The following is a 20,177-nucleotide window of genomic DNA, read 5'->3' on the forward strand; positions in this document are numbered from 1 at the left end:
GTCAATGAAGGTTTTAAATGGCATCCCCCATCACCAGATTCGGCAGCCAGGTGGCCAGTCCCGGAAAAATAGCCAGCAATATGATCGCCAGGATCATGCAGCCAACATAGGGCAAGGAACCCAGCAGAATCGTCTTCAACTTGATATCCGGTGCAATGCCGTTAATGACATACAGATTGAGTCCCACCGGTGGCGAGATCAGGCCGATCTCCATATTGATCGTCAGAATGACAGCAAACCAGTAGGGGTCAAACCCTGCGGTGGTAATGACCGGCAACAGCACAGGGGCTGCCATCAGGATCACGGCCACGGGCGGCAGAAAAAAGCCTGCAACCAGCAAGAACACATTGATCAGAGCCATCAGTACCCAGCGGTTCACATCCAGATCACCAATAGCGGCGGCAATCGTCTGAGTGATATAGAGGCTGGAGAGCATATAGCTGAAGACCGCTGCCGCACCAATGATAAACAGGATCATGACGCTTTCGCGAGTCGAATCCCGCAGTACGACCCACAGGGACTTCGGGCTCCACAAGCGATAGATGATGATGGCAATCAGCAGGCACAACAGGGCACCAACAGCAGCGGTCTCTGATGGGGTGGCCACACCGCCGTACATCGAATACAGCACACCGGCGATAATCAACAGGAAAGGCAGGACTCGAGGCAGTATCTCGAACTTTTCTTTCCAGCTGAAGCTGCGCGCCTCCAGTGCACCGCTGAACGCCTGTTGCCGCCAGGTGCTGTAGATAGACCAGGCCATGAACAGACCCATCAGTAGCAGTCCGGGAATGACACCTGCCAGAAACAAGCGGCCAATAGAGGTCTCGGTGGCAATGCCGTAGACGATCATGGTGACAGAGGGGGGAATGAGAATACCCAGCGTGCCGCCGGCCGCAATAGAGCCTGCCGCCACACCATCCGGATATCCGCGTTTGCGCATCTCGGGGATGCCCATCTTGCCGATCGCGGCACAGGTGGCAGGTGAGGAGCCGGACATGGCAGCAAACAGGGCGCAGGCACCCAGATTGGATATCACCAGGCCACCGGGCACCCGTGTCAGCCAGCGATCCAGAGCCTCGTACAGATCGGCACCGGCGCGGGTCGAGGAGATGGCCGAGCCCATGATCACGAACATGGGGATGGACAACAGAGCAAAGCTGTTCAGGTCGCCGAAGAAGACTTCGGGCATCAGCTCCAGTGAGCGCAGACCGTCAAAGGCGAACAGGAAGCCTGCCGAGACGATCAACAAGCCGGTGGCAACCGAGACACCGGAAAACAGGACGACGATGGTAATCAGGGCAACCAGTGCCCCCAGAGTCAACGGATCCATCAGTGTTTGCGCTCGTCAGTGTGCAAGGTATCCAGGCCTGTGGCGACGGCGACCAGATCCGCTATCAGTTGCAGGATGAACAGGCCAAAGCCGACCGGCATGGCAAGGTAGGGAATCCACAGTCTCGGGCCCCACACGGTTTCAGAACGCCAGCCTTTCTCCCAGGTCACCAACCACAGTTCAAGGCCATAGAAGAACATGATGCCCATGACGCCGATGGCGGCTACAAGCGTGACCATCGACAGGGCCTTGGCCGCCTTGGCGGGCAATAGCAGCGGTAATAGATCCACGCTGACATGACCACGCGCCCGCTGTACATAGGGTAAGCCGATCAGGGTTGCTGCAATCATCAGATAGATGACGGTTTCTGTCTGCCAGACCGTGGAGGCATTGTTGATCTTGCGTACCCAGATCATCTGGCAGGTCAGTAGTACGGCAATCAGAATCATGCTGGCCGAGACGGCTCCGCATACACCGGAGATTCTGTCTACCGTGCGCATCCACAAGGGACGAGGCAGGGAGCTTGCGTTCTCCTGCCTCGTGCTTGTGGTGTCTTGAGGTTTGTGATCAGTCACGGTAGGGATCGATTACTGGACTGACAAAGCCAGATCAAGCAGTTCCTGACCATCGGGGGTATCTTCGACAAAACTCTTGTAGGAGGACTCGGTCGCCATGGCACGCCAGGCATCAAATTCCTCGGCGCTCATTTGCTTGATTTCAACCCCGGCTTCTGTGAAGACTCTGACAGACTCTGCATCCTCTTTCTTGGCCTCTTCAAGGTAGTAGGCCTGGGCATTGGCAGAGGCAGCGCGCAGTGCTTCCTGCTGAGCTTCGTTCAGGTCATCAAAGGCATCCTTGTTCATCAGCAAAGGCTGATACATGAACCACAGGGCGACATCGCCTGCTGGTGTATAGCACTTGACCTGTTCATACAAACGGTAGGAGACAAAGGAGGAGGATGAGGTATTGGCACCATCGAGTACGCCGGTCTGCATGGCGGTGTAGATCTCGGAGGAGGCCATGGAAGCAATGGAGCCACCGGCCTTGGCCAGCATCTGCTCGAAGGCTTTGCCTGCCGCTCGTAATTGCATACCAGCGACATCATCAGGGCTGGAGATACATTTGTCCTTGCCTGCAAAACCACCGGCCAGATAGCCATGCACCAATACCATCACATCGTCTTCTGCCATGATGGATTCGATACGCTGCATGAATTCAGAGTCGTTCATGCGCGCTGCATGATCGTGGTTCTTGATCAGACCTGGCATCAGTGTCAGGTTGTAGGCAGGCTGTTGTCCGCCCGCGTAGGACAGCGGTAGAACAGTCATGTCCAACTGACCGCGAGACAGCGGCTTGTATTGTTCTGTGGCAGGAAACAGGGATTTGGATGGAAATATCTTGATATCCAGATCCACATCGGCTGCCGCTACTTCATCGGCCACCATTTGTGCCACTTTGTGGCGAATGTCATTGGTTGACCACTGATGCGATAAACGCAGCTCCGTGGCGCTGGCGATGCCACTTGTAAGCCCGAAAACGCAAAGGCTGGACATCAGCAATCGGTTGAGAGTCGGATTCTTTTTCATATTCCACCTTCCAGTTTATGAGACGCCGCGACTTGGTAGGTCACCACACACAAGAGAAGTGTTATGGTTGGCGCTAAGGTTTGTATACAATATATGACGCCTTGAATGCAAGTTTTAACGACGTCCGTTTTGCTCCTCCACGCCTTCACCGGTTGCAAAAATATGCTGGAATTAAGACCCAATTGCGAGTGCTGTGACAGGGATCTACCGCCTGAATCTACAGAGGCGATGATATGCACCTATGAATGTACGTTCTGTAAGCAGTGCGTCGATGAGGTGCTCCACAATGTATGTCCCAATTGCGGTGGAGGCTTTGTTTCTCGACCCTTTCGCCCAAGAATCGCCCGTCGGCAGGGCGTCAGTCTTGAACACCAGCCGGCCTCAACCAAGCGGGTTCAGACACGCTACAGCCTGGATGAACTGAAGGAGTTTTGTGAAAAGACCAGGCACCTGCAGCCTGAAGAGCGATAGGTCGAAAAGTTGATATCAACTGGAAATGCAGCAGCGCTCTAGCCGAGTCCAGATCATTGAACGGGCGGCAAGAGCAGGTTGGTGATACCGAGGCCGGTCGCCTCTCAAAGTGAATAGCATCTGCCGCTGCAAGGCCCATTTATAGAGATATTATGGATGGCACACGGTTTGTATACAATATATGACCCTTGGAGTGCAATTCTTGAAGTAGTATTTATCCAGATGATTCAACTTCAGATTAAACGGTATGGCTGGAAAACCCGACGTGCGAAAGGAAAACACTACAGCTGGGGTTGAACCCGCTGTTCGCCCCGCCATGCAGATACGCGAGCAGATCGAGCAGGATATTCTGCTCGGCGAACTGCCCCTAGGGTATCGTCTGGACGAGCAGCAACTGGCTGATCGATTCTGTGTGTCGCGCACCCCGGTCAGAGAAGCTCTGCAGCTGTTGATCGCATCCGGCCTGGTGGAGCATCGGCCTAACCGAGGGGCGTTTGTACATACCCCCTCACTGACAGACCTGCTGGAGATGTTCGAGGTCATGGCCGAGCTTGAGGCCATGTGCGGTCGACTGGCAACGCGGCGTGCTACACAGGAAGATATTCAGGAACTGCAAGCGCTGGGACGTGACTGTGAGGCCGCCTTGAAGGGCGGTGATAGCAACCACTACTATCGTGAGAACGAGCGCCTGCATCAGGCTTTATACCGTATGTCCGGAAATCGTTTTCTGGCGGCGCAAGCCTCCTCATTGCACCATCAGCTGCAGGCCTATCGACGTCTGCAGCTACGTGTCCCTTATCGTATGCGGCAATCGATGAGCGAGCACGAGGAGATCATTGTTGCCATTGCAGCTGGCGATGTTGGGCGCGTCGAAGTGGCCATTCGCCAGCATATTTCGATTCAGGGAGAGCGGTTCAACGATTTGCTGTCTTCACAGAGACAGCAAAACGATAAGGTCAGATCCTGAATCACTGAATTCTGGAACTTCAGAACCGTAGAGCCTTGAGACTCCAGAACTCAGGGCTTGCTGATTTTCTAGGAAGCAGGGGGTAGCAATACGGTTTTCAGATTCATGAATTCGTGCAGCCCATAAGGTCCCAGCTCCCGACCATGGCCCGAACGCTTGATGCCACCAAAAGGCGCCTCAGGTGAGGAGGCGACAATCTGATTGACAGCGGTCATGCCCGCTTCGATATCACGGATAAAGCGCTCTTGTTCGGCAGGCTCGGTGGTCCACACCGAAGAGCCCAGTCCGAAGGGAATGTCATTGGCAAGTTTGATGGCTTCATCAATATCAGCCACTTTAAAGGCCATCATCACCGGCCCGAATATCTCCTCGGCCATCAGGTCACTGCTGGGTGGTACATTCACCAGAATACCCGGAGACATGAAGGCACCGTCGCCCGGCAACGCTTCGCCACCGAACAGCAGGGTGGCTCCGGCTTTTTTCGCAGACTCCAGCTGTGACAGCACCGTGTCCCGTTGTTCAAAGCTCGACAGGGGGCCCATGTCGGTGTTGGCATCCATGGGGTCACCGGTGGTCACCGCTTTCATGGCTTCCGAATACTTCTCCAGAAATGCGTCATGGATGTCAGCATGCACAATCAGACGTTTGGCGCAGATACAGGACTGTCCCGTGTTCTGGATACGGCCTGTGACCGCTTTGCTGACCGCATCGTCCAAGTCTGCTGATGGCATGACAATGAACGGGTCAGAGCCGCCCAGTTCCAGTACGACTTTTTTCAAATGGCGTCCGGCTTGCTCGGCAACAGCCATCCCTGCGCCTTCGCTTCCTGTCAGTGTGACAGCGACAATACGTTCATCGGCAATGATGTCGGCAACCGCTCCAGACTTGATGGCAAGATTCTGAAACAGGCCTTCTGGGCCGTCAGCCGCCAGCACCATCTCTTCCATCAAGGCTCCAACGCCCTGCACAATACTGGCATGCTTCAACAGTCCGACATTGCCGGCCATGATGGTGGGTGCCAGAAAACGTACAGCCTGCCAGAAGGGGAAGTTCCACGGCATGACGGCCAGTACCGGGCCCTGCGGCAACCATTGGGCAAGCGCTTTGTTGCCGTTGCTCAGCTCTATGTTCTCAGGCTCCAGCATAGCGGGGCCATGCTCGGCGTAATAACGAAAAGCCGCGGCGCACTTTTGCACTTCGGCCACCGAGGAGGCGTAGGTTTTACCCATCTCCTGGGTTGCCATTGTTGCCAGTCGATCTTTCTGGGATTCGTACTGATCGGCCAGTCGGTTCAACAGAGCTGAACGTTCTTCCAGGCTCGATGTTCGCCATTGCTGATAAGCCGTTGCGGCCTTGTCGAGTTTCTCTTCGATCTGTGCGGCAGTCAGTTCTTCGTGAGTGCTTATCTGCTGACCCGTCGCCGGGTTGGTGCTGGTGAACATGCAATCTCCTGTAGATGTTTATCGGCAAGATAATCGGTGAAAAGTATTTGCATGAGTCAGAGGTAGGCACCTGCAACCATGCACAGTCTTCAAACAATACCGGTGAAGATCCTGCGATAACGAGACAGGTAAATGTTCTACAGTTGCGCTCTTGGGAGGCTGTCCAGGATATCGCCCACCTCAGGAACTGGACCATCTGGTGTCCGAAGCTGTATTTCGCTGGATTGCGAGCAAGTCAGGCAGGTATGGTCTGCTTTCGGCCGAGGCCGGTAGTACATTGGATAAAAAGCTGTGGGTCTGCAAAGTGCTTGTAGCGGGCTGTCGCATCTGATTTGCCGGAATTCGCCTGTCGGTCAGCAATCGGCCAAGAGCAGGAATAGGCGTCTTGCCTGCGACGGTCTGCTTTCCAGCAAATCACAGGGCTTACAAAAGGTGAACAGTTCTCTGGCGAAGTGTTCACCTTTTGGCCTTGCTGACCAAGGCTACGAGGCATGAACGGTGTAAGTATGCGGTTGTGGATTTGACAGGTTCAGTTAAAAAGTGAACACTTCCTTATCAAACTGTTCACTCTCCAATACACGGAAGATTTAATGAAACTATATTTCCTGGTGGCTTTGTGCACCATGCTTTTAGCAAGCTGTAGTAGCAGTTCTTCTACTCAAGACAGTGAAGTGGATACTACTTTGACAGGTGTGTTTTTGGATAGTGCAGTAGAAGGTGTTTCCTACAATACCGAAACCCTCTCTGGAGTGACCAACGAAAATGGAGAGTTTCAATACGTAGAAGGCGAAAGCGTTACATTTTCTGTTGGAGATCTAAGTTTTCCACTAATTAGTGCCATGGAAACTGTTACCCCTATTGACATGTCTGAGGCTAGGAGCATCTACGACAACGTGGTTGTGAACACTATTGTTCTCCTCCAATCTCTAGACGTTGACGCTAACCCAAGTAATGGTATCGAAATATCAGATCAAGCCGCTGCTGCAAGTGCTGCAGCGATCGACTTGAACGTAGCCCCTTCAGAATTCTCACAAAACCCAGACGTCGTTAACTTAATTGCAAATTCAGGCTCATCCAACACGAGCTTGATTCCCGCAGAAGTCGCATTGGTTCATTTTCAAATGACGCTCGTTGGTACAGGGGAGCTACAATCTTTGACTAGACTTGAATACACAAATTTGATGATTGGAAGCACTGCTGATTTTGCATCCGGTTCAAAAATATACTATCGCTCCGACGGCGTGAAATTCTCAAGAAGGTTAAACGGTGATGAATACCAAGGAACTTGGTCTCTTGATTCGAACGGATTGATTTGTGAAGAGATTAGAGGTGGTGAGTCAACTTACTGCATCGCGGATGCAGAGAATTACCTGATGACTAAGAATCCAGCAGTTGGCAGTTACAATTATTCAGAAACAGGTTTTGTTAGTGGTGTAACTATAACCACTGGCAACACACTCGGTTTATCTGGACCGTAGTCGAGGTTGTGATTCGAGTCATATCTACCTCACCGTTAGTGTTTACCAATCAGCTGTTAGAACTCAGGAAAAATTACTGTGAAAATTATTCGGATATTGTCTTTGACAACGGCTTGCCTCGTCTCTGGTTGTGCGGCAAATAGTGAAGTAAAAGAAATCGAGATAGATCTAGTAGCGTTGACAAAAATACAATTGCAAGAGTTACTGGTGAACCATACGTTCCCTTTCTCAAAAGGAGGTATGTTTTTCGAGTCTGATACAGTTGCGACTGTGCATTGGGATGGGGAAAATGAAGACACGATCTGGTATGCAACCGAAGATAGTACGTTTTGCTATACCGCAGAGGTATTCGGTGGCGCAGAGGAATGCTTGGGCTTGAAAAAGACAGCTTCAGGGGATTATTTGCGTGAATTTGAAGGAAAGACAATTCCTGTCAAAGCATCTGACATAAAGGAAGGGAAAACTTTCTAGAATCAACCTGAAGGTGAACACTTTCCCCAGCAATCAGTTCACCTTTCCGATCTATAAACCGGACTGTCATCAACATCTGACGAACAGCCGAATTGGGTCGATACCGGGAGTTGCCTTCGACGTGCGATCCATGTCCGCGACGGTCCGTAAAGAGGACTTTCCGGACCGTTGTACACCGATCAGTGAACCGTATTTCGGCCGGCCTGCATCAGGGTGGTCATCATAGGTAATGCAGAAAATTCGTGATTTCCAAAGCCTGCGTTTACGTCTCCGTTGGAGACTCCAGTGGCAGACTGGTTCTCGTAGACACCTGACGCCACCAATGCCTCTATAACTGTCAGGCCGCTAGTGACAGCCCGATCAGGTCGATTGCTGACGTGTGCCGCTTTTCATTCAAAGACTATTCGCAAATTGCGAATCGAGCATCGAACTCTGGCGCCTGGAAAAATTTCAGGCGAAAGTCGTCAACATCATTCTGTACAGTGAGGTTGTAGTCGCTGTTCAGCTCTTCATTGTACGGAGCACCCTTGTCCCCTGACGCTACGCGGTTGAAATCGCCAGTCAGGATATTGTTCTCGATTTGACACGCATCGTAGTTACCTCTGAAGTTCCCGCCGAACTGGATCCAATTGTCGTTATAGTGAACGTAATAACCGCCAAACTCGCATTTTAAACCCTGAAAGCCGTGTACCATTTTTACGCTCCAGGTGGTGTGGTTAGAAGGCTTTCGCAGTGCCAAGTATGACTTTTTCCGGTTGATATCTGCCATTCTATCCATCACCAATAAGACTATTGCCAATGCGCAGAGTTTCCGCCACTAGCAGGTGCAAGTCTTCGGGCAAGGTTCGATGATTGTTGATTGCCGCTCGCAGGCAGTGGCTAGCGTGTACTGTGGTATCAGAGAGTACCGCAGTACCTTCCTCTTGCAATCGGAGCATGATCTCGGTGTTCAGTGCTTTCAGTTCATCCTTGCTCCTGCCACCTGGATCAAACAGGAAGCAGACAATATTGATGCTGGTCGGGAAAAGCAATCGCAGTTGGGTGGCCTGTTCAATCAATGCCGATAAGTAAGCTGCCTTGGCAATGTCTTGATCGATGAGTCGCCCGAATTTTTTGACGCCATGCTCTCGCAGAGACATCCATACTTTCAGGGCGCGAAATCCACGCGACGTCTGGATACCGTAGTCATGTAGAAACGGAGCAGCTGCCAAACCACGAGCAGCAGGCTTCAAATATTCGGGCGACAGCGAGAACGCTTTCAAGTGTGCAGACTTGTCACGCACCAGGGCGCATCCCACCTCAAATGGTGCATGCAACCATTTATGCGGGTCCAGTGCCACCGAGTCTGCACGCTCGATACCGGCCACCCGCCATCGGTTGTTCGGAGCAATGGCAATCAATGCACCGATACAGCCGTCCACGTGAAAAGACAACCCTTGCTCTTCACAGAATTCCGCAATGGATTCAAGGTCATCAATTGCGCCGGTGTTGACGGTACCAGCGGTAGCAATAACGCAAGCTGGCCTGAGCCCCTCTGAGCGGTGTTGCGCGACCAGACTACGCAATACGTCCACATCCATGCTCATATCGCTCTTTGATGGCACTCTAACCAAAGCATGGTTTCCCAATCCCAGTGTCTCCATGGCTTGCTGGTGACAGCTATGCAGCTGATCTGATCCGTAGTAGCGTAACGGTTTCGGCATTGCCGCTACGCCCTCTTCACGAACATCGCATCCGGCGTGTCGGTTGCGCGCAACGGTCAGCCCGATCAGATTCGCTACCGAGCCACCGCTGACAAGTGAACCGCTGGTGGACTCCGGCAGGCCTATCATTTCTCGAAGCCATTGAACCACCTGACCATCCATCAGGGCAGCAGCATGATTCCCGCCACCAAGGTTAGAGCCTTGAATCGCTGCCATGAAATCTGCCAGCGCTCCGGTGACATTGCTGGTGCCCATATACCACGCCCAGAAGCGCGGATGAATGTTCCCCATGGGATACGCCATGACCGTGTCATTGACCTCAGCCACGATCTGGGAAAGTGGCGTTGGGTCTTCTGGCACACGTGAGGTAAATCCGATTCTTATGGAATCCGGCATTTCCCGCCAGACGGGTCGATTTCGAACATCCCGTGTATGCTCAATGGCAGCATCGGTGACTTGATGGGCGAGGCGACGCATCGCGTTCCAATCTTGCGGATCCAGGTTCTCATAGTCCATCGGTTCCACCTCACAGCGTAAACGCAATAAAGACACGCTAGTGCTTGCGGTCAAGTGCTGACCACAGGGTACAGTAGCACTTAAGAGACGGATTCTTCATCACGCCTTTTTAGTCTTTATGGCAGGAACCGGAAAAATTCGAACCTGGATACTCATTGCAGAACAGCAGCTGTACTATCGATTTTTTTATTCAAAACGGGATTCTATGGCTCAACCTAAAATACTCGGACTGAAAGGTGCATTAGAAATGCGTCTGTCGCAAGTGGATGATAATCACATCGCGCCATTGTCTGAATTCGTGCGTAGACTTCGAGTGAAGATGGGGCCTGGTGCTGCAATTCCGTTTGTTGATCCGTGGGATGGGGGCGTTGAGGCGGAAGTACTGTTCTTGCTCGAAGCACCAGGATCGAAGGCCAGAAGCTCTGGATTCGTATCGATGAACAATCCCGATGAGACTGCAAGAAACTTCTTCGAAGTTACGCGAGACTCAGGCATTGATCGCAAACACATAGTCATTTGGAACAGAGTCCCTTGGTACATCGGATGTTATTCTCGAATTCGACCTGCAAAATCAGCCGACATTGCCAAGGGAATAGAATCACTCGCTGAACTAATTGAGCTTTTGCCAAAACTGCGTGCGTGCGTTCTGGTTGGAGGCAAAGCGCAAAAGGCTTTGGATCATGTGAAACGCGTAGCGCCACATCTTGCGGTTTTTTCATGCCCACATCCGAGTCCGATGTTTGTTAATCGTAAGCCTGAGAACAGAGAGATTTTGCTAAGCAAGTGTCGAGAAGTGCAATCTTTTTTGCTCGGTCAAGGCCACGTAGTGGGGATCAAGCAGGCATAGAGATAGTTGTTTCCCAGGTGCTCTGTACAGCAGCATAGTGCTTGGAGCGGCCGGTCGCAGTTTGATTTTTTGGTGCATTTTCGATAGTTTCTATCAGGCGGCACTCGGCCAAATTCCTGCAGCATGAGACGAGCCTATCGAATTTCCTGTTTCTGGCGTCTATTTGACGATCCTCAGCGGTCAACAAAAATGGGGCTGAAACTCGGACATACCGCCAACGCTCTCAAGTTGACCAACCCCTGTGTGCCAAGGCGAAGCACGAGCTAGTAACGTTCATAGAGTTGAGAGCATCAAATGACTACGTTCATTTAGTAGCCAATATAATTTCCTCAATCCCTAACCATCAGGAGTTATGCACTAATGAGTGAAAACACAAAATCTGCGAACTGCAACATTGCGTTGTTTAGGGCTGCGGTCCTTGGCATCGCTTTCACTGGTTATTCCATGAGCTTCAGTGCATGGGCACAGAGTTCTGAAATGACTTTCTTCATCACTAGCGCCGGTCCGGGAAAAGGCGGTGATCTCGGCGGACTGGAAGGTGCTGATGCGCACTGTTCAACGCTGGCGGCAGCTAGTGGCTCAAAGTTGTCGAACTGGAAAGCGTATCTCAGCGTCAATGCAATGGTTGATCGCTCTGGTGATCAGGCCAAGGTAATACCCGGTGTTAATGCTCGTAATCGAATTGGCACGGGACCATGGAGCAACGCCAAAGGTGTTTTGATTGCAAATGATGTCGAAGAGCTTCACTCGGCCACTAATCTGATCAACTTGAAAACCGGTTTAGACGAAAATGGCAATGCTGTCAACGGACGTGCTGATAAGCCAAACCGACACGATATAATTACGGGCTCTACGCCACAAGGTCAGTATTCAACAGCAGGTGGCGACACTACTTGTATTGGCTGGACAAGTAGCGGGAAAGGGTCAGCTATTGTTGGGCATCATGACCGTGCAGGCCTGAGTGAGGACAGACACATGGTGTCATGGAACTCAGCCCATGGTTCTGCGGGGTGTGCTGCTGAAGATTTGCCGAAAACCGGTGGAGATGGTTTATTTTATTGTTTTTACGAGGCTGAATAAGTATGCAACTGAGGTTCTGTTTCAGGTTAACTCGGGTTTAGCGAGCTAAACTCATTTTCCAAAATTAAAGGAAAACACAAAAGAATCAATCGGGCATCATCTTCATTGGTAACTAGGATCCTAAGACATAAGCGGGTCCAGATTTCCGTTCGATGATATTAAGACCATGAAAACGTTAGCGTTGGTGTCGCTATTTGTCTGATCGATTTTTTTCCTTTTCGCCAATTTGTGCCGCTCTGTCAGTTCGATATCGATGTATCGATCGGTGATGGCGCTGGAGCTGTGTCCAGCGTCGTCTCTGACGTGTTCCCGGGGACGAACTTCACATCTTCTGAAATCCCCGTGTGACGCAACCAGTTGGCCGTACTGTCCATCATGGTTTCCGCTTCTTCATTGAACCCCTGGGTGTTCATACTATCGATCGTGCGATCAAAGCAGACCTGCACGAAGTTCCGGATATGGGGGGGTGTTTAAGGGGCCTTTGTCTCGATGTGCGGGAAACAACGGCAGTCTATCTGCCGGTGAGGGCAGTGCCGACATGCCTCGAAATCGGCGCCAGCGGCGTAGGGCGGCCAGCATGGTATCGCTCACCACAATCTGACGCTCTTTATGCCTTTGCCCACCGTGGTAAACCACCAGTGATCTTCATGATCCTTGTGGAAATCGCTCATCGTTGGTGTCCAGCGATCGCTGGCTGCAAGCTCAGAGATACGCAAATACATACTGAAGAGCGCACAGATCATGAACAGGGTGCGTTCATGGGTATCTGGGTTTTCCGCGGCCAAGTGTTCAGCCGTATCCAACACTGTTTGCCGCTGGGACTGGCTCAGCCGTCGCACGTCGCTATGACCTTGGCGTTTCTGCACGAATTTGCTCTTCTGCCGAATGAGCGCCACCGAGTTCGATAAGCAGTATTCTTCCATCTGCAGATATTGGAAGAAACTGCCTACAATCGCCATCAATTCCTTGATGGCGCCATTGGTCGGTGCGTACTCAGTTTTGTCAGGCATTTCGCCTTTCTTGAAGGCCATCCTCGATCGCCTCATGCACTAAAACTCACGGGTGCTGAGTCAATGCGTAAAGTGCTGGGCCAGTTGACTGATGGTGAACACTTGGAGTAAAAATACCCTTCGCCGATGCGTTGGTCAGTCAGGTGTTCACGTTCGGCCGGGTTGGGTGTTCATAATCACCGGAATACGCAATCAGGAATTGATCGTTGATCCGGTGGCAGCATCTTCTTCAATACCGCTTCACGACGTTCTGGTGAATAACCCATAATTTCTCTGTTGACCGCTCCCTGCTAATTCTTAAGAGTCTACCCGAGGGTAGAGGTCAACTATCCTTACGCAGGGGGATCCGCTCCAAGCAGAGACTGTGTGAAAACAATAGGCTAAAATTGGCGTGTTTTTGGGCATTTGGAGTTGCAAATGAGCGGTTACTGGCCGGGAACTGCTGCTAGCGTCGAGTGTCAGCAATTCTGGAAAATTGCGCTCGCGCGATCCTGATCAATCCCGGAGCCGAAAGATCTTTGCGCAGTGTGGCGAGATGCGGAGCCATGAATGACAGACTCTCAACGGTGTTTCCATTGAAAATAAGTTACGAAAGGCTACTTGTCAGAGCTCCGTAAATTGTTGATACTCAGGTGCGCTTTCACTGGCCGGGAACTGCTGATTTAAAACCTTCATAAGATTGACAGTCATGTTTATCGGCCCTATGGAGAGAGATAATTCGTACACGGTAAGCGCTCATAAAACCGACGTTATTGCGCGACCCCGATTGCACACGCGAGGATAGCTCCACACGCAATCGGAGCAGACCTGATGTCATCGTCTCAGCACGCCAAGATCCAAACCATCTCGACCCTGTCACGGCAAGACTTCTGGCAACAACATGTGCAGCAGTGGTTGCAGAGTTCACAGAGCAAATCTGCGTACTGTCGTGATCGAGGATTGAAGTACCACCAGTTCATCTACTGGCACAGTCGATTCGCCTCAAGTGAGCCTGGAGCGGAACAACGCTTGGCTGTTCCGGCCAAGCGATTTGTGACGGTGGCCGTGGCAAACCCTGTTTCAACAACATCGTCTGCGGGACTTCGGTTGTCGTTACCCAACGGTACGTGTATTGAAGGCATCAATTCACAATCCGTCGAATGGGTTGGTGCCCTGATCTCACAACTATGAAGGTCTATACCCTGCGGCCGGATGTCTCCCTGACACAGGTGTACGTGTATCGCGACCCTATTGACTTCAGAAAGGGCCATCGGGGGCTCTCCGCTATCGTGGAGCAAGAGCTGGGACATAGTCCTTTCAGCGACTTACTCTACGTATTTGGCAATCGCGATCGATCGAAGATCAAGTGTCTGTTCTGGGAGGACAACGGGTTCGTTCTCTACTACAAGGCACTGTCGGAAGACAAATTCCATTGGCCGCAGTCACACGATGAGTTGCTAATTCTCAGTGGTGAGCAATTGAATTGGTTGCTTGATGGATACGATATATCCCTGATGAAACCGCATCGGAAATTGTTGTATGAATCGGTCTGCTAACGGCTTTTATTATAGGATAATCTGTTAAAATACAAGCTATGAATCTGGTAGAAAGAGCCATTGAATTAACGTGCTTTGCAGGCGGTAAATTGCCTTCGCGAGATGCGTTGCTCGTGGCCTTCTTTGATCTGGAGAAGCAACTCGGTGAGCAGCAAAAGTCTGCCGCTGACTTGCAAAGCGCCCTGGTTATTCAAACACAACTGGTTGGCAAGAAGAGCGAAGTCATCACCTCTCAACAAGCTCGTATCAAGATTCTTGAGGAACGTTTGAATCTTGCTGCCATTGAGCGCTTCGGTGCCAGCAGCGAGCAGAACCCGCTGCAAATTGATTGCTTCAACGAGGCGGAAGTCGTGACAGGCGACGTAACCGATGATGATGCCGAGTCAACCGATGATAATGAGAAGACAACCAAGCCCAAAACCAAGCGCAACAAGGGACTCTCGGCTGACATCCCGCGGGTACAACAACGCATCACGCTGACAGACGAAGAGCGGGCCGGGGCGATCGATACCTTCTTTGTCACTGTCAAGGAGGAGCTCGACATCACCCCTGCCAAGGTGCAGGTGATCGAGCACCTGCAGGAGAAGGCGGTCTACCTGGATGAGGATGGCAAGCGCTGCATCCGAGCAGCAGCCCGACCAGCTCATCCACTGGGCAAGGCCATCGCCAGTACCGCCTTGCTGGCCTTCATCATCGTGAGCAAGTACTGCGACTGTTTGCCGTTGTACCGCCTCGAAGGCATTCTGAAGCGCTATGGCGGCTCGATTACCCGAGCGACCATGGCAAACTGGATGATCAGGCTCTCCCTGCAGCTGCAGTCGCTGGTGAATCTGCTTCAGGAGGTGCAGCTCACAGCGGATTACCTGATGATCGATGAGACACGAATGCAGGTGCTCAAGGAGCCCGGGATGGACCCCACGGGGGACAAGTGGATCTGGGTGATCCGGGGTGGACCTCCAGACAAACCGGTGGTGATATTTGATTATGACAAGTCACGCGCGGGAGCGGTGGCCGGGCGATTGCTCGACGGCTTCGAGGGCAGCTATGTCCAGACTGACGGCTACAGTGGCTATGATTGGCCTGTGAAAGCAGTAGGCGCTGTGCACCTGGGCTGTTTTGATCACTCAAGGCGTAAGTTCGTCGCTGCCATCAAGGCGATGCCGAAGGCGAAGAAGTCCGAGGGCAAACCGGCGAAGTGTGAGGTGGCACTGGAGAAAATTGATGCTTTGTATCGCATCGAGCGTGAAATCAAAGGACTGCCCGATGACGAGCGATATGACTATCGCCAGCAGCATAGCGTGCCCAAACTTGAAGCCCTGCATGCCTGGCTGGTAGAGAATGCACCGAAGGTAGAGAAAGATTCACTGACAGGCAAAGCGATGTTCTACACACTGAAGCAGTGGCCAAAGCTGATACGTTACTGCGAGCATGGGCAATTGCGCATCAGCAATATTCTGGCAGAAAACAGCGTCAGACCGTTTGCGGTAGGTAGGAGGTCATGGCTGTTTGCAGATACGCCAGCAGGTGCCAAGGCCAGTGCAATATTCTTTACGCTGATCGAAAGTGCCAAAGCCAATGGCCTTGAGCCCTTCGACTACATCAAATATGTAGTCGACAATATCGCCGCTGCGGAGACGGTCGAAGACATCGAAGCTCTTCTGCCGTGGAACATGAAGTAGAGCTACATCCAGAACGCAAGATACCCGGTTTTAACAGCGCTTACATTCGTACACGCATATCTCCGAGACCTCCTCTAAATGTGTATATTGCCGTGTAAATATCCCCATCGATACTCCCTATCCACTTACCTCGTATTGGGTCAGTATTTCCTTCATTTTTTTCGATGTGATCGGGAACTCTACTTAGATCTTCCTATTTATTTGGTTGTTCAAGCATTTGAAGTATGAATTTATCTTTTCTCAGAGCATCTATGCGTTCAAACCCAATACCATGCTTATCTACATTTTTCGATTTTTATTCTCATCCCATTCAAAAAGATTTTCTGGACTATAAGCTTTATCATGAGAGCATGAAGACTTGTCATCATCCAAAATCATGAAATCGCCTTTGATAGGGCTATTCATTTTATTCATACATCGAAGACCCAAGCGCAGATCTGTGTAATCTGCAAAATATTGACAACTACCGCATTTCATAGAAACTTCCATATAACTTAATATTTGTATTATACGTAGCCGGAATCAAATGTTTCTGAGTCTCCGATTGTGTTGTAGCCACGTTCCACCTTAGTTGATTGGCTCGATTAAATGTTGCACTTCGCCATGTCCATGAACTACATATATTTGATCATAATTATGGGTCGCACCCAGCTCGGCAAACGCCAACTGAACTAAGTGAGAGCTAGCCAACCATATCTCATTGATAATGCAAAGCCAGTACTCACTACCGACATGGTGCTTTCCGGGCAGATCTGTTTTTGCTCGGATTCTTTCGCCTAGTGAGTAGATAAGGTTCTCGCCAATATCAGCAGATACATCTTCGTTGAAGATACCGTACTCCATTCGCCCTTGCGTATCGCAGTCTGTATCATGAATCGTGATAGAGGCTGCGTCAGCATTCATATTTATCAGTCTGTTGGCATAGCCGAGCCCTAATACTTCGTCGATGTGTAGCTTGATTTCTCCCTTTATTTTTCGTACGTTGTTTATTGGTGTCGCTATCATCACAAGTAGTATTTTGCCCACAGGAATCTTGTCCTTGAACTGGTTGTACAGGTCAGACATCATCATGTCGGCAGGACTATCTCCAGCAAGCCTTGATTGATCGTTTATTTTTGAACCATTTAGCATCGGTTCGATTAGCCGCGTAACCTCCACAGCAACCACTCGCCCCGGCAGGTCGATATATGCATCTGGTGGATCCTCTCCATCTCGATACGAGCCTCCAATCAATGTCACTAAATGATTCAGTGCAAATATCTCTTCTGGTCTCACAGTCGATGTTCCGTAGCTGCTAGATATACTATATGTATTGTACTTCTATGCTTCACGAGGATTCACAAAACTGAAATCTAACATTTGCCTTCAGGAACACTGGAGGAACGCGGGTTATGGGCCAATGGCACTCGGATAAGCGTGAGCTTCCGGCAGCCCAGTAAAATTCGAGGCTCAACTGTGCTACGTCAGAATCACTTTTGCTGGCTGGGGTAGTTCCAGGGCATCCAGTTCTGCGGGGCGGCACGCACGGCTAGCTGATTTCTCTGTACCGCTATCAAGTAGGCTAAGGCATCGACATTTGACTCCATACAGGTGGCCAGTATCGAGGTGATGGTGTCTGAGACTTGCGCGCCGTTCTCTGTCTTAAAGAATTGAGAATTCTTGCGGCCTCTGACCATCAACTTGATGATTCTTTCGCACTCGTTGTTATCCAATGCCGCCCCGGGGGTATGGCAGAAAGCACACAATCCGTCGTAGTGTCGATCAAAGTACGCCATGGCACGGCCCAGATTGCTGTTTGGCTCCACCGGACCACCCTCTACGGTCTGTGCCTGGCACCACTGTCTGATCTGAGCCATCAATGGAAGTGAATGCGCGTGATGATAGGCCTGGCGCTGCTGGGGATCGAACACCTGTTCTTTGCAATGATCGTCGTTGACCCATATTCCGGCGTAAAGCTCCAGTGCAAACAGGCTCTCCTCGGGGCATTGCAAGGCCAGCTCGGCAAAGCCCCTTCGACCATGCGAGTTACAAAGTGAGACCACAAAGTCCTTGTCAGTCACGTGATTGGAGCTCAAGGCATCGCTCATCAGAATGGGCACCGGCAATCCGGATTCTCGTTTACCCAGAATCTCATCGAACCATTCGCCAGCGTGACCCACGCTGGTTTGATACAGCACCAATCGTTGTGCCGGCATTAGTGTCGGAGGATCCGTGGTTGCACTATTTCCCTCTTTTGGCAAAATAGCCAGACAGGCCGAGCTGTAAACCCCTGAGCGGTGTTCGCGCCCCTTGGGTGCTGCCTGTTTAATCAGAATTCGGTGCGTCGTGTCATCCAGATAGAACAACTCAGCGTTGGCTGCCATCGATATCATGGCCACAAACACCGGCGTCAAGTGATCGGCCAGCTTCTGGCACTGATCGAAGATCGTGGAGGCGCTCAGGTGTGAGCCGAGCAACCCTTGCAGTGTCTCCTGGCGGTAGAACGGGGTAGCGGCAAAGTACCGGTAGATCGCCATCAGGGCGCAGGCCGAGTAGCCATACATCTGATCGGGCCGTCCATCGGCACGCACCTCAGGTGGCAGTTCGGCAGTAAAAATTTCATGACAGGCCGAGCATCTTAATTGGTCGCTCACATGCTGCTCGGCACTGAAGGGCGAGTGCCCGACAATGCGCAGCAACTGGGCTGGATGGTACTTGTACACCTTGCCAGCCTGACAACTGGGGCAACCATCACCCTTGTTCAAGCCCTCGATGCCATGATGATGGACCGTGGGTTTGATGGCAGGCTTCTTGTCCTTCTTCTTGCGCCTGTCCTTCTTGTCGGTGCCGGTACGCGGGCGTGCTGTGTCGGGCTGTCCGTCAGCATCGGCTTTCGTGTTGCCATCGGCACCGTTGCTTTTCTTCTTACCGGGATGGTTTTTCAACTGCTCGGACGGATTAATCATGCCCAGCAGCTTTCGCAACTTCACAATGGTGAGATCGTTGTGACTGATGCGCTCTTGCAAGCTGGCCAGTGTCAACATGGCACTGCTAAGCAGGTCATAGTCATCGGCACTAAGCGCCATGCCATGCTCGCGCGCCTCGGTAATGCGTGCCATCAGCTCATCGAGCTGGGCCTCGCTCAGGTCGATGAAACCGGTGGTTTTCTCACCCTTGGCTGGGGACTTGGGGGCTTGCACGCTCATGGTCGAGGGGATTGGGGAGCACGGGGTGTTGTTGCGGGAGTGGGACAAAGCATAGCGGATACCTGTGAAGACGCAAGGGGCGTTGCATGACAATCACCGGGTTCTGACGTGGGTTGACCCGCTGAGAACCACTCGCCGCTGAGCAACAAGCGCAGTTGCCGGGCACTGGCCGGTGACAGGGCTTCATGGCCAGTAGGCCAGCCGGTGAACTTGCCACGCGAGAGTCTTTTCGTCATCAGCCAATAGCCAGTACCGTCATAACTCAAGGCTCTAATCATGGTCCTTGCGCGATTGATAAACACGAAAATCGTTCCATCACTTGGATCTTGTTCCAGCGTGTTCCGGCACTGAGCAACGAAGCCGTCAATTCCGCGCCTGAAATCCGAAGGAGCCACCCCAAGCAGTATCGGGCTTTGATGGGTAAGCAGAATCATCAGCAGGCCCTCGTGTTGCCGCCAACCCGGGCGGCCGCCTGGAACACCTCGTCGAGCGTGAATGCACGATGGATATGAATCACGGCCTTGTTAGGTAGCTCGATGATCAGACTTTCAGTGATTGGCGGAGCCGGCTCAACCAAAGCCTTTTCAACGTGGGGTAACCGAACGAAGCCAGCTGGATGCTCGGCATCAACAGGACACTCCGGGGAAGTACTATGGGGTGCAGGCTGCGTACCAGACCATTGTTTGAGTGCATTGGCGTTAATGCGCAATGCCCGACAAACATGGAAGGCACAGTGTTGCTCAAGCAACGCCACCGCACAGTGGCGCAATGCCATCGGTGTCGGTCCACGTCGTGTCCGGCTGCTGCGCCATTGTTCGAAAGCGTGCTGAGCGCTTCTCAGTGAAGGTTTGAAATCAACTACGGCTGCGTTCAT

The 20,177-nt window shown here is 51.7% G+C and carries 21 protein-coding genes and 1 pseudogene; 9 read left to right on the forward strand and 13 right to left on the reverse strand.

Going from position 1 to position 20,177, the window contains the following annotated elements; translation table 11 throughout:
• Positions 1–13: 13 nt before the first annotated feature.
• From IMCC3135_RS01120 to dctP, 3 genes are read right to left on the reverse strand one after another with little or no spacing between them, the layout of a single operon-like run.
• Positions 14–1,333, reverse strand: coding sequence for a TRAP transporter large permease (locus IMCC3135_RS01120; protein WP_088915899.1), 1,320 nt, complete (start codon positions 1,331–1,333; stop codon positions 14–16).
• Complete coding sequence (locus IMCC3135_RS01125) at positions 1,333–1,908, reverse strand: TRAP transporter small permease subunit (RefSeq protein WP_205737856.1); 576 nt, start codon at positions 1,906–1,908, stop codon at positions 1,333–1,335. The genes IMCC3135_RS01120 and IMCC3135_RS01125 overlap by 1 nt, the downstream gene beginning before the upstream one ends.
• 12 nt (positions 1,909–1,920) lie before the next feature.
• Entirely contained in the window at positions 1,921–2,919 is a 999-nt protein-coding gene (gene dctP, locus IMCC3135_RS01130) for a TRAP transporter substrate-binding protein DctP (RefSeq protein WP_205737857.1), read from the reverse strand.
• 162 nt (positions 2,920–3,081) lie between these two features.
• Here dctP and IMCC3135_RS01135 point away from each other — a divergent pair, with 162 nt between their 5' ends.
• Together IMCC3135_RS01135 and IMCC3135_RS01140 are read left to right on the forward strand one after the other, a co-directional pair.
• The gene (locus tag IMCC3135_RS01135; RefSeq protein ID WP_088915901.1) at positions 3,082–3,390 is read left to right on the forward strand and encodes a DUF1272 domain-containing protein; all 309 of its coding nucleotides are present in this window, start codon (positions 3,082–3,084) and stop codon (positions 3,388–3,390) included.
• A gap of 265 nt (positions 3,391–3,655) precedes the next feature.
• Positions 3,656–4,357 carry a GntR family transcriptional regulator gene (locus IMCC3135_RS01140; protein WP_205737858.1) on the forward strand — a complete coding sequence of 234 codons (702 nt, stop codon included), beginning with the start codon at positions 3,656–3,658 and terminating at the stop codon, positions 4,355–4,357.
• 68 nt (positions 4,358–4,425) lie between these two features.
• Here IMCC3135_RS01140 and IMCC3135_RS01145 read toward each other — a convergent pair whose 3' ends face one another.
• Positions 4,426–5,799 (reverse strand): NAD-dependent succinate-semialdehyde dehydrogenase, encoded by a 1,374-nt coding sequence (locus IMCC3135_RS01145; protein ID WP_088915903.1) that lies wholly within the window; start codon positions 5,797–5,799, stop codon positions 4,426–4,428.
• Between the two features lie 590 nt (positions 5,800–6,389).
• On the opposite strand from IMCC3135_RS01145, the gene IMCC3135_RS01155 reads away from it, so the two are divergent.
• Both IMCC3135_RS01155 and IMCC3135_RS01160 read left to right on the forward strand, forming a co-directional pair.
• Positions 6,390–7,277: a hypothetical protein gene (locus IMCC3135_RS01155; protein WP_088915905.1), complete on the forward strand. Its 888-nt coding sequence runs from the start codon at positions 6,390–6,392 to the stop codon at positions 7,275–7,277.
• A gap of 78 nt (positions 7,278–7,355) precedes the next feature.
• On the forward strand, positions 7,356–7,748 hold the full coding sequence (locus IMCC3135_RS01160) for a hypothetical protein (RefSeq protein WP_088915906.1): 393 nt from the start codon (positions 7,356–7,358) through the stop codon (positions 7,746–7,748).
• Positions 7,749–7,927: 179 nt separating this feature from the next.
• Here IMCC3135_RS01160 and IMCC3135_RS35375 read toward each other — a convergent pair.
• The 3 genes and pseudogenes from IMCC3135_RS35375 to IMCC3135_RS01175 all read right to left on the reverse strand — a co-directional run.
• Positions 7,928–8,104: pseudogene (locus IMCC3135_RS35375) on the reverse strand (hypothetical protein); the annotation flags it as partial.
• A 44-nt stretch (positions 8,105–8,148) separates the two neighbouring features.
• Entirely contained in the window at positions 8,149–8,517 is a 369-nt protein-coding gene (locus IMCC3135_RS01170; RefSeq protein WP_088915908.1) for a hypothetical protein, read from the reverse strand.
• A gap of 1 nt (position 8,518) precedes the next feature.
• Positions 8,519–10,003 (reverse strand): pyridoxal phosphate-dependent decarboxylase family protein, encoded by a 1,485-nt coding sequence (locus tag IMCC3135_RS01175; protein WP_205737859.1) that lies wholly within the window; start codon positions 10,001–10,003, stop codon positions 8,519–8,521.
• Between the two features lie 82 nt (positions 10,004–10,085).
• On the opposite strand from IMCC3135_RS01175, the gene IMCC3135_RS01180 reads away from it, so the two are divergent.
• Together IMCC3135_RS01180 and IMCC3135_RS01185 are read left to right on the forward strand one after the other, a co-directional pair.
• A complete protein-coding gene (locus tag IMCC3135_RS01180) occupies positions 10,086–10,814 on the forward strand; it encodes a uracil-DNA glycosylase (RefSeq protein ID WP_088915910.1) in 729 nt (242 codons plus the stop codon).
• 360 nt (positions 10,815–11,174) lie between these two features.
• Entirely contained in the window at positions 11,175–11,894 is a 720-nt protein-coding gene (locus IMCC3135_RS01185) for a lectin (protein ID WP_088915911.1), read from the forward strand.
• A gap of 239 nt (positions 11,895–12,133) precedes the next feature.
• Here IMCC3135_RS01185 and IMCC3135_RS33870 read toward each other — a convergent pair whose 3' ends face one another.
• Together IMCC3135_RS33870 and IMCC3135_RS01190 are read right to left on the reverse strand one after the other, a co-directional pair.
• Complete coding sequence (locus tag IMCC3135_RS33870) at positions 12,134–12,307, reverse strand: hypothetical protein (protein WP_157735690.1); 174 nt, start codon at positions 12,305–12,307, stop codon at positions 12,134–12,136.
• 174 nt (positions 12,308–12,481) lie between these two features.
• Positions 12,482–12,904 carry a hypothetical protein gene (locus IMCC3135_RS01190; RefSeq protein ID WP_157735691.1) on the reverse strand — a complete coding sequence of 141 codons (423 nt, stop codon included), beginning with the start codon at positions 12,902–12,904 and terminating at the stop codon, positions 12,482–12,484.
• Between the two features lie 810 nt (positions 12,905–13,714).
• Here IMCC3135_RS01190 and tnpA point away from each other — a divergent pair.
• Genes tnpA through tnpC (IMCC3135_RS01205) form a run of 3 tightly spaced genes read left to right on the forward strand, consistent with a single transcriptional unit; the run spans position 13,715 to position 16,118 of the window.
• Complete coding sequence (tnpA, locus tag IMCC3135_RS01195) at positions 13,715–14,074, forward strand: IS66 family insertion sequence element accessory protein TnpA (RefSeq protein ID WP_088915913.1); 360 nt, start codon at positions 13,715–13,717, stop codon at positions 14,072–14,074.
• A complete protein-coding gene (gene tnpB / locus IMCC3135_RS01200; RefSeq protein WP_157735692.1) occupies positions 14,071–14,439 on the forward strand; it encodes an IS66 family insertion sequence element accessory protein TnpB in 369 nt (122 codons plus the stop codon). The genes tnpA and tnpB (IMCC3135_RS01200) overlap by 4 nt, the downstream gene beginning before the upstream one ends.
• A gap of 38 nt (positions 14,440–14,477) precedes the next feature.
• Positions 14,478–16,118 (forward strand): IS66 family transposase, encoded by a 1,641-nt coding sequence (gene tnpC, locus IMCC3135_RS01205; protein ID WP_205737860.1) that lies wholly within the window; start codon positions 14,478–14,480, stop codon positions 16,116–16,118.
• A gap of 567 nt (positions 16,119–16,685) precedes the next feature.
• On the opposite strand, the gene IMCC3135_RS01215 is transcribed toward tnpC (IMCC3135_RS01205), so the two are convergent.
• From IMCC3135_RS01215 to IMCC3135_RS01230, 4 genes are all read right to left on the reverse strand, one after another.
• Positions 16,686–17,393 carry a hypothetical protein gene (locus IMCC3135_RS01215; RefSeq protein WP_157735693.1) on the reverse strand — a complete coding sequence of 236 codons (708 nt, stop codon included), beginning with the start codon at positions 17,391–17,393 and terminating at the stop codon, positions 16,686–16,688.
• Positions 17,394–17,587: 194 nt separating this feature from the next.
• Positions 17,588–19,303 (reverse strand): IS66 family transposase, encoded by a 1,716-nt coding sequence (tnpC, locus tag IMCC3135_RS01220; protein ID WP_088915917.1) that lies wholly within the window; start codon positions 19,301–19,303, stop codon positions 17,588–17,590.
• A complete protein-coding gene (tnpB, locus tag IMCC3135_RS01225) occupies positions 19,300–19,737 on the reverse strand; it encodes an IS66 family insertion sequence element accessory protein TnpB (protein ID WP_088915918.1) in 438 nt (145 codons plus the stop codon). Before tnpB (IMCC3135_RS01225) ends, tnpC (IMCC3135_RS01220) begins: the two co-directional genes overlap by 4 nt.
• Positions 19,737–20,177, reverse strand: a complete 441-nt coding sequence (locus tag IMCC3135_RS01230) for a hypothetical protein (RefSeq protein ID WP_088915919.1) — start codon at positions 20,175–20,177, stop codon at positions 19,737–19,739. The genes tnpB (IMCC3135_RS01225) and IMCC3135_RS01230 overlap by 1 nt, the downstream gene beginning before the upstream one ends.

Source organism: Granulosicoccus antarcticus IMCC3135, from assembly GCF_002215215.1.
In the GTDB taxonomy this organism is placed as follows: domain Bacteria; phylum Pseudomonadota; class Gammaproteobacteria; order Granulosicoccales; family Granulosicoccaceae; genus Granulosicoccus; species Granulosicoccus antarcticus.

Coding starts and splice junctions, on each gene's coding strand:
- IMCC3135_RS01120 (WP_088915899.1), bottom strand. CDS start 1,333: ATGGATCCGTTGACTCTGGGGGCACTGGTTGCCCTGATTACCATCGTC.
- dctP (WP_205737857.1), bottom strand. CDS start 2,919: ATGAAAAAGAATCCGACTCTCAACCGATTGCTGATGTCCAGCCTTTGC.
- IMCC3135_RS01135 (WP_088915901.1), top strand. CDS start 3,082: ATGCTGGAATTAAGACCCAATTGCGAGTGCTGTGACAGGGATCTACCG.
- IMCC3135_RS01145 (WP_088915903.1), bottom strand. CDS start 5,799: ATGTTCACCAGCACCAACCCGGCGACGGGTCAGCAGATAAGCACTCAC.
- IMCC3135_RS01155 (WP_088915905.1), top strand. CDS start 6,390: ATGAAACTATATTTCCTGGTGGCTTTGTGCACCATGCTTTTAGCAAGC.
- IMCC3135_RS01170 (WP_088915908.1), bottom strand. CDS start 8,517: ATGGCAGATATCAACCGGAAAAAGTCATACTTGGCACTGCGAAAGCCT.
- IMCC3135_RS01180 (WP_088915910.1), top strand. CDS start 10,086: ATGGCAGGAACCGGAAAAATTCGAACCTGGATACTCATTGCAGAACAG.
- IMCC3135_RS01185 (WP_088915911.1), top strand. CDS start 11,175: ATGAGTGAAAACACAAAATCTGCGAACTGCAACATTGCGTTGTTTAGG.
- IMCC3135_RS33870 (WP_157735690.1), bottom strand. CDS start 12,307: ATGAACACCCAGGGGTTCAATGAAGAAGCGGAAACCATGATGGACAGT.
- IMCC3135_RS01190 (WP_157735691.1), bottom strand. CDS start 12,904: ATGCCTGACAAAACTGAGTACGCACCGACCAATGGCGCCATCAAGGAA.
- tnpA (WP_088915913.1), top strand. CDS start 13,715: ATGTCATCGTCTCAGCACGCCAAGATCCAAACCATCTCGACCCTGTCA.
- tnpB (WP_157735692.1), top strand. CDS start 14,071: ATGAAGGTCTATACCCTGCGGCCGGATGTCTCCCTGACACAGGTGTAC.
- tnpC (WP_205737860.1), top strand. CDS start 14,478: ATGAATCTGGTAGAAAGAGCCATTGAATTAACGTGCTTTGCAGGCGGT.
- tnpC (WP_088915917.1), bottom strand. CDS start 19,303: ATGAGCGTGCAAGCCCCCAAGTCCCCAGCCAAGGGTGAGAAAACCACC.
- tnpB (WP_088915918.1), bottom strand. CDS start 19,737: ATGATTCTGCTTACCCATCAAAGCCCGATACTGCTTGGGGTGGCTCCT.
- IMCC3135_RS01230 (WP_088915919.1), bottom strand. CDS start 20,177: ATGAACGCAGCCGTAGTTGATTTCAAACCTTCACTGAGAAGCGCTCAG.